Source organism: Gilliamella sp. wkB112, assembly GCF_001690685.1.
GTDB lineage: Bacteria > Pseudomonadota > Gammaproteobacteria > Enterobacterales > Orbaceae > Gilliamella > Gilliamella apicola_J.
Window position 1 is genome coordinate 533,801 of record NZ_LZGL01000017.1, and the last position, 14,237, is coordinate 548,037.

The following is a 14,237-nucleotide window of genomic DNA, read 5'->3' on the forward strand; positions in this document are numbered from 1 at the left end:
CTAAAATAGTGGCAAGATCAATCACGTTCATTTTCTCTGTAAAATTTGGAACTGATAAGGATAAGGATTTTTATCATCAGACCGATGATCCTCTTGATGAACCACTTGCCATTGTTCGGGAAAATAATTGGGGAAATATGTATCCCCTGGTAAATCTGCATCTATATGTGTTAAATACAGACGATTTACTTTTGGTAACACCTGATTATAAATATTACCACCACCGATAATAAAGGTTTCATCGGTATTTTGCTTATTAGCCAATTGTATGGCTGCATCAATCGAACGTACCCAACTAAGATTTGGTAAAGGAAGCATGCCGTCTCTACCACTAATAACAATATTATGCCGATTTGGCAAAGGTCTTCCTATAGATTCAAAAGTTTTTCGTCCCATAATCACTGGTTTATTAAGTGTATTTTTTTTAAACCAAGCTAAATCAGCTGGTAAATGCCATGGCATTTGGTTATTTAAGCCAATTACCTGATTATGCGCCATTGCCACAATAATACTTAATGTCATTTTATTTCCTTTACACGTAACCTAAAGATTTAATTCGTTGTTGTACATGTTTTGGGAACACAGTTTTTGCCCATAGCCGTTCACTTAAAGAAAGTAACGATTCATTTCGGCCAGAAACAATCCAATTAGCTAATTCCGTTGCTACGTCAGGATAAATTACTGGCTCAGGGGAAGGTAAATTAATCCAGTACTTAAGTTTAATAGTATTTAAATTTTCCATGACCGTTGCCAACTCCAAAGTTTCCAAGCACTGCGCATTATAAACCTGTTCAAATTGCCCAGAAACTGGTTTAGTAAGGATCTTTTTACCTAACACCAAAGCTTCTGAGATTAAAGCAAAACCAGTATTAGAAATAATACCAGAACAATTAATTAAAGCTTTGGTAAAATTATCACGCCCAAGTGGTTGTAAAATTATATTACTATGTTGTGATGCTTGCTTCACCTCTGGATGAAAACAAACAAACTTATAATTTGCAAAATTTTTTAATAATGCAGTAATTTCATCTAATCCTTCAAATGGCAAATAAACCACAATATTTCCATCTTCTTTGGGTGGTATTTGAAAAGAATCGATCATCGGTGGTATTAATTTATGTCCAAAATGGAACCAATGTAGACCAATTGGTTGGGTAACCGGAGCATAATATTTCATAATAACATTAGCAATCATGCCATACTCTTTAGGTTTCAAGTATTGGCAAACCGCTTGATTACTAATGCCTAAACAGTCACGATGCTGATAATGGGCTGCCCACGCACTAACTGGTTCAAAATCACTGATAATGCAATCATATTTAGATAAATCAAGATCTCTAACATCTTTAATTAATCTAAATGCTCGAATACGTTGAACAGTTTTACGAAAATTGATTTTTCCATTCAATGTCGCAAAAGTAACTCCTCGGAAGGTTTTATAATTACCAAAAGCTTCCATATCAAAATAATCTTTGGGGTCGCGACCACTAAAAATATAATCAATATCAGCACCTACCTTAGTAAAGGCTTTGGCTAAGGTTCTACATCGACTTATATGACCATTTCCGGTACCTTGTACACCAAAAAGAATTTTCATATCATTATTATTAGTAAATTGAAGATATGTAAATATAATAGCAGAACACCTTATATTTATGATACTTATTTTGATAAGAAAGCATCGATTGTTATTTTAAGTTATATAAATTATCCACCATCATTATTAATCATTTAAAACTAAATAATTTTTATATACGCTAACTAATAATATTAAATTAATTAATGAAATTAATATTTGCGCATAGAAGATGCGGTAAAGATTGGAACTATTTTATACTTTTAATTCAGCACACAAAGTACTATTGATTTAATAATTGTTTTTCATTTTGGCAAAAAATGCTAACATAATACTATTATGATCGTGATAGATTATTGGCAAAAACTCAGTAAACGTTTTATTATCAAAACAGCATTATCGCACTTATTATTAGGTGTGATTGCTACTGGCTTTAGTTTATGTCCTCAAGAAGGTCTGCCGACAGAAACAGCTGTACCTCAAGTTGGAATTATTGCAATTACAGCAATAGTGCAAGAACACCAACCAGCTATAACTACACAATCACAAACACTATCTAGACTACAAAAGCAGTATGTCAAAGTACAAGTTATATCACTGAATTATAGCGATATATCACCAAGTAAAGTCATTAGACTATCACCTTATAATGGTATAAGAGCTGGTCCTCAAACTATCGCCTAATGTGCGTAGCGTTTAATTAAATTAATTTGTCCTATAAGGTTCTTACCTTACATTTCCTTTTGAAAGAATAAGAGAAAAAATATGTTATTAAAACTATTAACCAAAGTATTTGGTAGTCGTAATGAACGCGTTTTAAAAAGCATGCGTAAACGTGTTGAAAAAATTAATGCACTTGAACCAGCAATGGAAGCATTAACCGATGATGAACTTAAAGCTAAAACAATAGAATTTAAACAAAAAATAGCCGCTGGTACCAATTTAGACGATATTTTAGAAGAAGCTTTTGCCGTTGTTCGTGAAGCAAGTAAACGCGTATTTGGTATGCGTCATTTTGATGTGCAATTAATAGGCGGTATGGTATTAAATGAACGTTGTATTGCCGAAATGCGTACTGGTGAAGGTAAAACCTTGACCGCAACATTACCTGCTTACTTAAATGCACTAACAGGTAAAGGAGTACATGTAGTTACCGTCAATGACTACTTAGCTCAGCGCGATGCCGAAAACAATCGTCCATTATTTGAATTTTTGGGATTATCTGTTGGGGTGAATTTACCCAATATGCCACCGCAGGTGAAGCGCGACGCATATAATGCTGATATTACTTATGGTACTAATAATGAATATGGTTTTGATTATTTGCGTGACAATATGGTATTTAATAAAGAGTCTCGCGTACAACGACCATTACATTATGCTTTAGTCGATGAAGTTGACTCCATTTTAATTGATGAAGCTAGAACGCCTCTAATAATCTCAGGTCAAGCTGAAGACAGTTCTGATCGCTATATTAGTGTTGATAAAATCATTCCACATTTAGTACGCCAAGAAAAAGAAGATTCAGATCAATTTCAAGGTGATGGTGACTTCTCTGTTGATGAAAAAACCCGTCAAGTTAATCTAACTGAACGAGGTTTAGTTAAAGTCGAAGAATTATTGATTAAACAAGGGATTATGAAAGGTGACGAATCACTTTATGCTCCTAGTAATATCGTATTAATGCACCATGTTAACGCTGCATTACGTGCGCATCACCTATTCCATCGCGATGTCGATTATATTGTAAAAGATAATGAAGTTATTATCGTTGACGAACACACCGGACGAACTATGGAAGGACGCCGTTGGTCTGATGGCTTACACCAAGCAGTGGAAGCTAAGGAACATGTTAAAATTCAAAATGAAAATCAGACACTTGCTTCAATTACCTTCCAAAACTATTTCCGTCTATATGAAAAGTTAGCTGGTATGACAGGTACAGCTGATACTGAAGCCTTCGAATTTAACCAAATTTATGGTTTAGATACTATTGTCATTCCAACTAATCGCCCAATGATTCGTAAAGATAAAGCGGATCTAGTTTATATGACGGAAAAAGAAAAGATTAACGCTATTGTAGCGGATGTCCAAGATTGTTTAAAACGTGGGCAACCGGTCTTAGTAGGGACTGCTTCAATCGAAAAATCAGAACTAGTTTCAAGAGCATTTCAAAAAGTGGGCATTAAGCATAATGTTCTTAATGCTAAATTCCATGCTCAAGAAGCCGAAATCATAGCTAATGCTGGTAGTAAAGGAGCAGTAACAATCGCTACCAATATGGCAGGTCGTGGTACCGATATTATGCTTGGTGGTAACTGGCAAAGTGATATAGCTAAATTCGAAAATCCAACCCCTGAAGATATTGAAAAAGCCAAACAAGCATGGCAAGTAAGGCATGAAGAAGTCATTGCTTTAGGTGGATTATATATTTTAGGTACTGAACGCCATGAATCACGCCGTATTGATAATCAGCTCCGTGGCCGTGCAGGTCGTCAAGGGGATCCGGGGGCTTCACGCTTTTATTTATCCCTTGAAGATCCATTAATGCGAATTTTTGCTTCCGAACGTGTTGGTAGTATGATGCGTAAACTGGGCATGAAGGATGGCGAAGCTATTGAACATCCATGGGTCACTAAAGCTATAGCAAATGCTCAGAAAAAGGTAGAAAGCCGTAACTTTGACATTCGTAAACAATTACTTGAGTTTGATGATGTGGCTAACGACCAACGTAAAGCAATTTATCGTCAACGCAATGAATTATTAGATAATTCAGACATCAAAGAAACCATTGACTCAATTCGAGGTGATGTTTTTAATGCACTAATTGATCGATATATTCCACCACAATCAATTGAAGAAATGTGGGATATCCCAGGGCTTGAAACCGCACTCAAAACTGATTTCGCTCTAGAATTACCTATAGCAAAATGGTTAGATGAAGAACAAAATCTGCACGAAGAAACATTGCGAGAGCGTATTTTACAAATTGCTCAAGATACCTATCTTGAAAAAGAAAATACTGCTGGTTCTGAAGCATTTAGAAACTTCGAAAAAACAGTCATGCTACAAACTCTGGATAGTTTATGGAAAGAACATTTAGCAGCTATGGACTATTTACGCCAAGGTATTCATTTGCGTGGTTATGCACAAAAAGATCCAAAACAAGAGTATAAGCGTGAATCATTTAATATGTTTGCTGGCATGTTAGAATCACTTAAATATGATGTGATTGGTATTCTCAGTCGTGTAAGGATACGTTCTCAAGAAGAAGTAGACGAAGCCGAACGCCAACGCCAAGCGGAAATGGAAAAATTAGCAGCACGCCAGCAAGCTAATCACGAATCTATGTCAGGAATGAATGGTGAAAGTGAACAACAAGCATCAGGACCAGCACAACCAATGGTCCGTGCTCAAGCTAAAGTTGGACGTAATGATCCATGCCCTTGTGGATCTGGCAAAAAATATAAACATTGTCATGGAGCTGTTCACTAACGAAAAAATTTAGTATTATCAAATAAGCTTACGATATATAAACGCCGACCATCGTCGGCGTGTAAATTAATAGCTGCGACTCTATTTTGATATGACTACTAAATAGACAGGATTATGAGAAAACATACTGAAATTGCTGTAGGTATTATTCGTTCACAAAATTGTCAAATCTTTATAACCCAGCGGGGAGAAGATTCCCATCTTGCTGGATTTTGGGAATTTCCTGGTGGAAAAGTGGAACCAGAGGAAACGCCTTTTCAAACCTTACAACGCGAAATTGCTGAAGAAGTAGATATCCATATCCACCAAGCCCAATTTTTAAAAAAATTTGAGCACAGTTATGACGATCGCGATATCACTATTCACGCTTATCTAGTTGAAGAATGGGATGGTGTGCCATTTGCTAAAGAAGGTCAACCTAGTCGTTGGATTGATCAAGAAGATCTTAATGCTGACGAATTTCCCGATGCTAATCGTCCAATTATTGAGATGTTAAAAAACCTTGATAAACAGATTTAGCAAAAAATTATTGTAAAGATGTTTCAGGTAAGCTATACGTTTTAATATAAACATTTTTTATGAAGCCGTTGTTCAGCTAGTGCCAAGAAGATAATACCAATAATGATAAACAGTGCACCTAGTAAGCGCATCCAAGTTATTTGGTCATTAAAAGCAATAATTGAAACTAACATTACCGTAACAACTTGTAGATGAGAAGCGGCAAAAGCTGGGCCAACTGGTGCTTTTTTCAATAATACCATCCAAGTAATAAATGCACCTGAATAACCTAACATCACAAAATATGCCCAATAATGACTAAAAACACGAATTAACCAGTCAATATTCATCTCAAATGGCAACGCTGATAATGCCGTTAATTTAAAACTTGTTTGCCCAAAAGTATCAAAAAAAAGTAATAAGATAAAACCTATTAAATAAAATTTTTTCATTAGTTAAGCCCTACCAATACTACACCAAGTGTAATAAACAAAATACCAATAAGACGAAATGGTGTAAGCTGCTCTTTAAATAAAACTCTTCCCGCAAGCATGACGGTTATCATATTAAACGAGCCCAATAAAATACCTTGGGATAATGGCACATAACTTAAAAAAGCTAACCAAAAAATAAAACCCATGAAATAAACACCAAAACCTAACCATAACCAGTAATTGCCAAATAATCTTTGCCAATAATACAAACCTTGCTTATGTTTAGATGTAATAGCTGCATATTTGAAGGCAATTTGACCTACAGTATCACAAGTAATATTAATCAACCAAAGAATGATAATTAAAATTGACACTGCTGACAAAATCCATGGATTTCTAGCACACTATGTTTTATCAAAAATACATTTTGCTGTGCTAATTGTTTAAGTTGTTGTTCAATGTCGGTTGAATGTTTTTCAAAAATCTGTTGACACTTATCACAAATAAATAAAATAGAAACATGTTCAGGATCATTGAAATGTGGGCAAATAATATAACTATTAGAAGATTCAACTTTATGAATAAACCCCTGTTCAAGTAAAAACTCAAGAGCACGATAAATTGTAGGTGGCTTTGCTTGGGGTTCACTAATTTTTAATAGGTCCAAAAGATCATATGCACTCATCGCTTTATTGGCTGTTAACATGATATCTAAAACAGTTCGGCGTTGATTTGTTAATTTGATATTACGCTTTTTACATAGTGTTTCAATCTTTTCAATTAGCAGAGTATGCATCATATTTCCCTTGCCTTCGTTAATTATCTTTTTTGAGCTGCCTTTCTGCGTCTAATCTCTTTGGGATCATTAATTAAAGGTCGATAAATCTCTATACGATCACCATTTTTAACCAACTCGTTTAGATCACAACGTTTACCATAAATGCCTATTAAATGCTCATCTAATTTAATCTGACATAATGATAAGATATTGGATTTTGTAATAGCTTGCAAGACATTACTTTGCTCTTCAACTTCACAATCAATTATAGTTGGATTATTAGGTAGTGCATAAACAACTTGAATATTTATCATATTAGTATATCTGCCTTGCACGCAGTGAAAATGCATTGACCATGTTTGCCATCACTTCTTTAAAAATTGGTGTAAAAGCAATATCCAATAGCTTATTTTTAAATTCAAAATCTAAGTCAAAACTAATTTTAGTTCTACTCTTATCCAATGCAATAAATTGCCATTTACCCGATAAATGCTTAAATGGACCTTCAAGCAATTGCATATCAATTGAATTAGGTTCATTGATTCGATTAAGAGTGGTAAATGATTTTTTGAAACCTAATTTTTCAACCTCAATAAAAGCAGTAACAAGATTATCTTGTTTGCTAACAATACCAGTTGCGATACAATCTGGGACAAATTCTGGATAGTGGGCAATATCATTCACCAACTCAAACATTTGTTGAATAGAATAAGGCTCAATAACTTCGTGAAAAACGTGCGCCATAGTTATAAAATTAAAAAATAAAATTAGTGGCATATAGTATCACGTAACTCTATAATAACGCACATTATGACTAAGAAAAAATCACATAAGCCGGGATCGGCGACTATTGCATTAAATAAACGCGCACGCCATGAGTACTTTATTGAAGAGGAAATTGAGGCGGGGTTATCCCTGCAAGGTTGGGAAGTTAAATCACTACGCGCAGGTAAAGCTAATATTAGCGATAGCTACGTATTACTTAAAGATGGTGAAGCGTGGCTGTTTGGTGCCACTATTACACCACTGTCTGTGGCGTCAACTCATGTCATTTGTGAACCAATGCGCAACCGTAAATTACTTTTAAACCAACGCCAATTAAATTCATTATTTGGGCAGATTAACCGCCAAGGTTATACTGTGGTAGCACTTTCATTATATTGGAAGAATGCATGGGCAAAAGTTAAAATCGGTTTGGCCAAAGGTAAAAAAGAGTTCGATAAACGCACAGATATTAAAGAACGCCAATGGCAAGTAGATAAAGCGCGTATTATGAAAAATGCTAATCGAGGCTAATTTATAGCCTCAATAAGTTATTTATCGGTGACGTATAATTTGAGGTTCAATCAAAAAAGCATTGCTTTTCAATTCTTTAAATTTAATTAATTTATTTATAACATTGACACAAGTATACGCCATACTTTGATAATCCTGAGTAATTGCATCAACAGGATAATATGAGTAATCAAGATGAATATTATAATCATAAGAACATAAACAAATATGTTTCGGTTCTACTTTTACTTCTACTAAATAACTAAGCACCTCTTGTAATAGATTACCTGAAGGAGTGAAAATTGCTCTGGGTAATCGCCCTAATTTTTCATGTACCATTTTAAGCAACTGGTAGCCTTTATTTGGGCAGTAGTCATCACTCACTAACCAATCTGATTTAAATGTTAATCCTGCTTTTGCTAATCCTTGTTTAAATCCTTCTAACCTTGCTCTTATAGATGTTAATTGAATATCGCAACCAATAAAATAAAATTCATCTAATTGCTTAGCATATGGTTCAATTAACTCTGACACAGACTTTATTGCCTCACTAGTAATAAACGGTAATGTGGTGTCTTTTAAATAACGATCGAAAAATAAAACCGGAGTATGTTCATTAATACCGACATAAAACTGATCACTATCTAAAGATGTGACCACAATCATTGCATCAACTTTACGTTCAACTAAGTTTTGCGCGACTTTAATTTCAACATCTCGATTATAATGACTACATGTAATTAACAATTGAATATTTTTTTGTCTAAATGATGCTTCTAAATGATGCAAAAACAAAGAGAAAAACATATTTGACATATCTGGAACAATTACCCCAATAGTATCGGTACTATTAGCTTTGATAATACATTGACGGATATGAGGTTGATCACTATATTGCTGAGCAATACTAAGTACTTTTTGCCGAGTTTGTGGCGAAATACGATATTTTTTGTCTCGCTTATTAAAAATATGACTGACGGTCGTAGCCGACACGCCAGCCAAACGAGCAATATCATTGATTTTAATCTTATTACTCGCCATAAATTACCCTTTTGTATTAACGTGGAGTTCGTTGTTGTTGATTTGGAAATGGTGGATAATGGTTAATCGAAGGATTTTGATACCAATATGCAACACTCGCTATATCATCACATCGCTCGTATAATCTTATATCATCGTTACCTATTTGCTGAAAAGCAAGTTTGATATTTTTATGAAATGCGATTGGATCTGGCAAATGCCAACGATATAAACCATGCATTGGTAAACTATCATCTCCAAAACCATGTACTGGATTAGAATCCCCCGTTTGGAAAAAATCACGCGTCGCATCCCGATTAGTTTGGTAAGGATAGCCCATAAATAATGTTTGAAAACATTTAGCTTTTGGTCGACCCTGACTATCACGATTATGAAATGCCCATGCCCCACCAAAGTAATCTTCCGAACCCGTTGAATGCTGAGTTGGATACTCACTATCATCATCAAGATAGAACTTAAACTCTCCTTCCCCCCACCAATAACGCTCAAGAGCCGTCAATGCTAAGTAAGTACCAACATAATAACCATGACCTTCAACATTATCCAATATTACATAATCTTGTGCATAATTGGTTACGCGTTGTCTTCGCCATTGTGCATGGAAGTAAAGTGGTGCTTCAAATGGTTTAGGCATAATGGCATAATTAATTGTAAAAAAGAAATGCTGTAAATCAGCTTCATGCTCATTTTGAATTTCAATACGAGCTTTTTTATTAAATGGCATTCTAAAATAACTATTAAAACCACCTGTTGGATTAACAACAATTGGCATTGAATTAATATCGCACCTTGCCCCAAAACCATTACAGAAAAAATCACCAATTGGGCTCTCAACCGAAGGAATTGTTTCATCATCCCAATAAATACGAATCACCACATCACGAAGTACAAAACTACCGCGATGCGTTCTGTCAGTTAAGGTAAACCACATGTGACGAATCTCGGCTGGTCCATTGATCTCTGCTATAGTTACTGTTTCACCTGCCGGAATGGATATACAACCTTGTCCTTTACGACTTGGACCTAAAGCACTGGCCTTCATGCAAGACTTACCTTTTTCACCAGTCATATTTTCTGGCGAAATAGTTCGAGTTTGTTCAAAGTGAAATTGTGTTACCGAATTATATATGTTCATTGTGAATCCTTACTAACGTTATAAAATTCTATTAATAAAAGTTTAAAATAATTTTTACTTATTTAACTTGTTACTTAATTTCTTCAATATTGGCGCTTTTCTTGTCTCGACTTAGGAAGAAGATAGCAAAAATCATAAAACCTAAGACAACTAAACCAAGATTATTAAAAGTGGTGGCTGCCCCTGCCGTATCATAAAAATCACCAACAAAGGTTGAGAACAAGATGACACCAACCGAACCCGCGACTTGATAACCAATCAAAAAAACTGTCGCAGACAGGCGAGCATTAAAGTTATTATCGATATATTTAAATACTGAAACTAAAATAGTCGAGATCTCTAAACAGTGCATAAGTTTGATAACTGAAATAATTGCAATACTGTTGACATGACCAGTTAAAAATATACGTGAAGCCGAAATAAATGCTGCAAAAATCAATGCATTTTTAGCGCCGACACGATTCACTACAAATGGTACACAAAACATTACTGCCGCTTCGAGAAACACCTGAAATGAATTCAATATACCGTATAAACGATAACCATCATTAACATCTTCAAATTGCTGTGTGAAATAGACTGGGAATAACTGCTGATCATAAATATTATAAAGACTATAAGTACCAAGTACATAGATAACAAATATCCAGAATTTTTTCAGGGTAAAAACTGAAATAATCTCATTAAAACTAAGTTTATCTTTTTTCTGAAAAACAGCTTCCGATGATTTACTTAAGTCAGGCTTAAAGTTGAGATTAAGAATCATAAAACAGACACCTACAAGCGATGCCGCCCAAAAATTAAGGTGAGGGTTAAGACTAATTAAAATACCCGCAATAAAGGTGCCTACAGCATAAGCAATACACCCCCAAGTTCGACATTGACCAAACTCAAAACCAAATGCTCGGCTGATTTTTTCGCAGTATGAGTCAATAAGTCCCATTCCAGCAACCCAACCGAAACCTAAAAAGAAACTACCGAAAATAACACCAATATAAAAATTATGGCGTAACAACGGCTCATACACATAAATTAACGCCGGAGCAGCGCAGGTAATAATGACACTTTGGAACCAAACAAGGTGTTTTTTTAGCACCAATTTATCTTGATAAACACCATACAAAATCATAATGATTAGCGAAATAAAATAGTTAAACGAATAAATAATACCTGTCTGTTTTGCGGTTAAGCCTATCTCCTTACTAAGCCAAATTGCATAAAAAGAAAAAACAAAACTACCTGCAGCGTAATACATAAAACTATAACAGGAAGCAAACCAATAAGTTGGCTTTTTATAAAATGTCGTAGTCATAATTTATCCTATGTAGAGTGGAGTACGCGAATGAGTATGAATAGCTAAAAATTTAGCTTTAAAAGGTTTATTAGATAAATGTGATCTACATCAAAATTATTTCATTAGTTAAAGTGATATTAAGAAAAAATAACGATAAAGATTAAAAACAAATAAAAAACAGAAAAATATTATCTCTACCACAATCAAATAAACAATTCATCATATGAATAAAATTTACCTCTACTATTAGTAAGGTTATTTTAATGAAATTACTTACTTATCCATTAGTAGTTTTTGTTAATTCTATAAGTAATAAGGCAACTAACTGGATATATTATTTAATAATTTATAGAAAGAGGTTTTTATGACTAAACAAAATAGTCGTATTCGATTCCATATAGCAATACTAATGTTATTTGCTATCGTAATTAACTATTTAGATAGAACTGTGATGTCCGCAGCAGCTCCTATTATTGCTACTGACTTAGATATTTCTCCCCAAGCTATGGGATGGATTATGTCGGCATTCTTTTTAAGTTATGCATGCTGCCAAATCCCTGCCGGATTTCTTGCTGACCGCTTTGGGCAAAGGAAAACACTAGCCGGATCTGTAACTTGGTGGTCTTTAGCCACAGCCGCAACAGCATTAGCCACATCACCTATTGGCTTTATTATGGCTCGTGTTTTTATGGGTGTAGGAGAAGCTGCGGCATATCCTTGTAATGGAGGAATTACAGCAAAATGGTTCCCTGATAGGGAAAGAGGTCGTGTTACTGCTTTATTTGATAGCGGGTCACGATTTGGAACAGCTTTTGCTATGCCTCTTGTCGTCTGGATTATTGCTTCTTGGGGATGGCATGCAGCTTTCTTTATTTGTGGCGGATTAGGTCTAATTTGGGTAGTTTGGTGGTTATGTGTGTATCAAGATCCTGAATTGCACCCTAGCATCAGTGCTACAGAATTGAAATATATTCGCGATGGTCAAGTAAAAAAAGAAGGCATTGACAAGGTACAACCAATGAAATGGTATCAATTACTGAAATACCGTAATGTGATTGCCATGTGTATTGGATTCTTTATGCTTAATTACGCAGTCTATTTCTTCATTACTTGGTTTCCAACCTATTTAATGAAAGAACGAGGTTTAAGTTTAACAGAAATGGGATTTTTAGCCATGTTACCACCTTTATGTGGCATAATAGGACAATGGATTGGTGGCTGGTTCACTGACTTTATTTATATAAAAACAAATAATATTAGTCTTGCTAGAAAAATTAATTTAGTTGGGGGAATGCTAATTGCAACTTCTATCTCACTTGCTGGATTAGTTGATTCTATCACCGTAATGATGATGTTACTTTGTATCTCATATATCGGACTTGCTTTTGCCGGATCAGCTATTTGGTGTTTACCTGGTGATATTGCGCCAAGAAATATGACATCAGTTTTAGGTGGAATTCAAAATACAGTTTCAAATTGTGGAGGAATATTAGGCCCAATAGTAACAGGCTATATCATCGGAGCAACCGGTTCATTTATGTATGCTTTAGTAGTCTCCGGTTGCGCATGTGCTATTGGTGCATTGGTTTATTTATTGGTATTAAAAGATATCAAACCAATAGCAACAAATTAATATAATTTTAAAAAATAACAATAAATTATTTATTTAGTTTAAAAATTCTATCAAAACATTTGATAGGATTTTTAAACTCTCTTATTATAATAAAATTGCTGAGAAATGTAATATGGGCAGAAGTCAAACATTAAGACAAAATACTATCAATCAATTTATTGATTGTATAAATAACAACATTTTATCTTTCCCATTACCTTCTATTTCAATTCTTGCAGATACTTTTAACGTTAGTCGAACAACAATACGAGCAGTTTTAGAATATTTATGTCAAATTAATATTTTGGTAGACAAAAATAATAAATATTATTTAAACCGTAAACCTACACAAGAAGATAAAATTGCTTGTCAGTTTGATAAGCAATCCGTTCAAGATGAAAAATTTGAAGCTTATTTTTACCATTTGATCAATAGTAAAAAATTACTACCAGGTGATCGATTTAATGAAATCCAATTAGCTAAAGAAACTAATGTTAGTCCCATTGTTGTTCGTGAATTTTTATTACGTTTTTTACACTATGGACTTATTAATAATGTAAAAAAAGGGGAATGGGAATTGGTTACCTTTGCTAAGGATTACGCGGAAAAATTATATGAATTTCGGAGCGTCTTAGAGATATTTGCCCTCAAATCTTTTATGGCTCAACCAGATAACCATATTAATTGGATCAAAGCAAAAGAGTTATTGCAACGACACAAAAATCTCCAAAAAAATATGCAAGATGAATATAAACTTTTTTCAATTCTTGATCGGGATTTTCACGAGCTTATTTTATCTTGCAATGATAATCCATTTTTTATGCAATCTTTTGATTTAATATCAGTTATTTTTCATTTCCACTATCAATGGGATAGTAGTGATCTTAAAGAACGCAACAGCATTGCTGTATCAGAACATATTGCTGTATTAACGGCAATTATACAAAAAAATGAACCGGTTGCTATTGCAGCATTATGTAGACATTTAAATTCAGCCAAAACTTCAATGCAAGAATCAATTGGACGTACATTAGCCATAAAAAACAGATAAAAAACAAAAAATTTTTATATTCAACACGAAACTATTAAAAATTTCGTT

Annotated in this window: 16 protein-coding genes; 6 read left to right on the forward strand and 10 right to left on the reverse strand. The window is 34.2% G+C overall.

All coding sequences use genetic code 11. The features are described from left to right. Positions 1-27: 27 nt before the first annotated feature. Entirely contained in the window at positions 28-522 is a 495-nt protein-coding gene (folA, locus tag A9G12_RS09130; protein WP_065565515.1) for a type 3 dihydrofolate reductase, read from the reverse strand. Between the two features lie 10 nt (positions 523-532). Then, a complete protein-coding gene (locus A9G12_RS09135) occupies positions 533-1,597 on the reverse strand; it encodes an MJ1255/VC2487 family glycosyltransferase (RefSeq protein WP_065565516.1) in 1,065 nt (354 codons plus the stop codon). A 318-nt stretch (positions 1,598-1,915) separates the two neighbouring features. Here A9G12_RS09135 and A9G12_RS09140 point away from each other — a divergent pair, with 318 nt between their 5' ends. The 3 genes from A9G12_RS09140 (at position 1,916) to mutT (ending at position 5,590) form a co-directional block, all read left to right on the forward strand. Further along, positions 1,916-2,260 carry a hypothetical protein gene (locus tag A9G12_RS09140; protein ID WP_065565517.1) on the forward strand — a complete coding sequence of 115 codons (345 nt, stop codon included), beginning with the start codon at positions 1,916-1,918 and terminating at the stop codon, positions 2,258-2,260. An 81-nt stretch (positions 2,261-2,341) separates the two neighbouring features. After that, on the forward strand, positions 2,342-5,071 hold the full coding sequence (gene secA, locus A9G12_RS09145; protein WP_065565518.1) for a preprotein translocase subunit SecA: 2,730 nt from the start codon (positions 2,342-2,344) through the stop codon (positions 5,069-5,071). Between the two features lie 114 nt (positions 5,072-5,185). Continuing rightward, positions 5,186-5,590, forward strand: coding sequence for an 8-oxo-dGTP diphosphatase MutT (gene mutT, locus A9G12_RS09150; RefSeq protein ID WP_065565519.1), 405 nt, complete (start codon positions 5,186-5,188; stop codon positions 5,588-5,590). A gap of 41 nt (positions 5,591-5,631) precedes the next feature. Here the strand turns inward: mutT and A9G12_RS09155 are convergent, their stop codons facing one another. The 5 genes from A9G12_RS09155 to A9G12_RS09175 are packed head-to-tail and all read right to left on the reverse strand — an operon-like array spanning position 5,632 to position 7,558. Next, on the reverse strand, positions 5,632-6,021 hold the full coding sequence (locus tag A9G12_RS09155) for an EamA family transporter (RefSeq protein WP_065565520.1): 390 nt from the start codon (positions 6,019-6,021) through the stop codon (positions 5,632-5,634). Continuing rightward, positions 6,021-6,377, reverse strand: coding sequence for an EamA family transporter (locus A9G12_RS09160; RefSeq protein ID WP_065565521.1), 357 nt, complete (start codon positions 6,375-6,377; stop codon positions 6,021-6,023). The genes A9G12_RS09155 and A9G12_RS09160 overlap by 1 nt, the downstream gene beginning before the upstream one ends. Further along, a complete protein-coding gene (gene zur, locus A9G12_RS09165) occupies positions 6,365-6,799 on the reverse strand; it encodes a zinc uptake transcriptional repressor Zur (RefSeq protein ID WP_065565522.1) in 435 nt (144 codons plus the stop codon). Before zur ends, A9G12_RS09160 begins: the two co-directional genes overlap by 13 nt. 23 nt (positions 6,800-6,822) lie before the next feature. Further along, positions 6,823-7,095, reverse strand: a complete 273-nt coding sequence (locus A9G12_RS09170) for an RnfH family protein (RefSeq protein WP_065565523.1) — start codon at positions 7,093-7,095, stop codon at positions 6,823-6,825. Between the two features lies 1 nt (position 7,096). Continuing rightward, positions 7,097-7,558 carry a type II toxin-antitoxin system RatA family toxin gene (locus tag A9G12_RS09175; protein ID WP_081299718.1) on the reverse strand — a complete coding sequence of 154 codons (462 nt, stop codon included), beginning with the start codon at positions 7,556-7,558 and terminating at the stop codon, positions 7,097-7,099. Between the two features lie 33 nt (positions 7,559-7,591). Here A9G12_RS09175 and smpB point away from each other — a divergent pair, with 33 nt between their 5' ends. Next, positions 7,592-8,077, forward strand: a complete 486-nt coding sequence (gene smpB, locus A9G12_RS09180; RefSeq protein ID WP_065565524.1) for an SsrA-binding protein SmpB — start codon at positions 7,592-7,594, stop codon at positions 8,075-8,077. A gap of 21 nt (positions 8,078-8,098) precedes the next feature. On the opposite strand, the gene A9G12_RS09185 is transcribed toward smpB, so the two are convergent. The 3 genes from A9G12_RS09185 to A9G12_RS09195 all read right to left on the reverse strand — a co-directional run bounded on the left by A9G12_RS09185 (position 8,099) and on the right by A9G12_RS09195 (position 11,544). Then, positions 8,099-9,097, reverse strand: a complete 999-nt coding sequence (locus A9G12_RS09185; protein ID WP_065565525.1) for a LacI family DNA-binding transcriptional regulator — start codon at positions 9,095-9,097, stop codon at positions 8,099-8,101. A gap of 16 nt (positions 9,098-9,113) precedes the next feature. Further along, positions 9,114-10,232, reverse strand: coding sequence for a glycoside hydrolase family 172 protein (locus A9G12_RS09190; RefSeq protein ID WP_065565526.1), 1,119 nt, complete (start codon positions 10,230-10,232; stop codon positions 9,114-9,116). Between the two features lie 70 nt (positions 10,233-10,302). Beyond that, complete coding sequence (locus tag A9G12_RS09195; RefSeq protein WP_065565527.1) at positions 10,303-11,544, reverse strand: oligosaccharide MFS transporter; 1,242 nt, start codon at positions 11,542-11,544, stop codon at positions 10,303-10,305. A 346-nt stretch (positions 11,545-11,890) separates the two neighbouring features. Here A9G12_RS09195 and A9G12_RS09200 point away from each other — a divergent pair, with 346 nt between their 5' ends. Continuing rightward, the gene (locus A9G12_RS09200) at positions 11,891-13,159 is read left to right on the forward strand and encodes an MFS transporter (RefSeq protein ID WP_065565528.1); all 1,269 of its coding nucleotides are present in this window, start codon (positions 11,891-11,893) and stop codon (positions 13,157-13,159) included. Positions 13,160-13,271: 112 nt separating this feature from the next. Further along, on the forward strand, positions 13,272-14,189 hold the full coding sequence (locus A9G12_RS09205; protein ID WP_065565529.1) for a GntR family transcriptional regulator: 918 nt from the start codon (positions 13,272-13,274) through the stop codon (positions 14,187-14,189). The last annotated feature ends 48 nt before the right edge of the window (positions 14,190-14,237 follow it).

What these genes read in the sequence shown, in the direction of transcription:
- folA (WP_065565515.1), bottom strand. Translation starts at nt 522, where the DNA reads ATGACATTAAGTATTATTGTGGCAATGGCGCATAATCAGGTAATTGGC.
- A9G12_RS09135 (WP_065565516.1), bottom strand. Translation starts at nt 1,597, where the DNA reads ATGAAAATTCTTTTTGGTGTACAAGGTACCGGAAATGGTCATATAAGT.
- A9G12_RS09140 (WP_065565517.1), top strand. Translation starts at nt 1,916, where the DNA reads ATGATCGTGATAGATTATTGGCAAAAACTCAGTAAACGTTTTATTATC.
- secA (WP_065565518.1), top strand. Translation starts at nt 2,342, where the DNA reads ATGTTATTAAAACTATTAACCAAAGTATTTGGTAGTCGTAATGAACGC.
- mutT (WP_065565519.1), top strand. Translation starts at nt 5,186, where the DNA reads ATGAGAAAACATACTGAAATTGCTGTAGGTATTATTCGTTCACAAAAT.
- A9G12_RS09155 (WP_065565520.1), bottom strand. Translation starts at nt 6,021, where the DNA reads ATGAAAAAATTTTATTTAATAGGTTTTATCTTATTACTTTTTTTTGAT.
- zur (WP_065565522.1), bottom strand. Translation starts at nt 6,799, where the DNA reads ATGCATACTCTGCTAATTGAAAAGATTGAAACACTATGTAAAAAGCGT.
- A9G12_RS09170 (WP_065565523.1), bottom strand. Translation starts at nt 7,095, where the DNA reads ATGATAAATATTCAAGTTGTTTATGCACTACCTAATAATCCAACTATA.
- A9G12_RS09175 (WP_081299718.1), bottom strand. Translation starts at nt 7,558, where the DNA reads ATGCCACTAATTTTATTTTTTAATTTTATAACTATGGCGCACGTTTTT.
- smpB (WP_065565524.1), top strand. Translation starts at nt 7,592, where the DNA reads ATGACTAAGAAAAAATCACATAAGCCGGGATCGGCGACTATTGCATTA.
- A9G12_RS09185 (WP_065565525.1), bottom strand. Translation starts at nt 9,097, where the DNA reads ATGGCGAGTAATAAGATTAAAATCAATGATATTGCTCGTTTGGCTGGC.
- A9G12_RS09190 (WP_065565526.1), bottom strand. Translation starts at nt 10,232, where the DNA reads ATGAACATATATAATTCGGTAACACAATTTCACTTTGAACAAACTCGA.
- A9G12_RS09195 (WP_065565527.1), bottom strand. Translation starts at nt 11,544, where the DNA reads ATGACTACGACATTTTATAAAAAGCCAACTTATTGGTTTGCTTCCTGT.
- A9G12_RS09200 (WP_065565528.1), top strand. Translation starts at nt 11,891, where the DNA reads ATGACTAAACAAAATAGTCGTATTCGATTCCATATAGCAATACTAATG.
- A9G12_RS09205 (WP_065565529.1), top strand. Translation starts at nt 13,272, where the DNA reads ATGGGCAGAAGTCAAACATTAAGACAAAATACTATCAATCAATTTATT.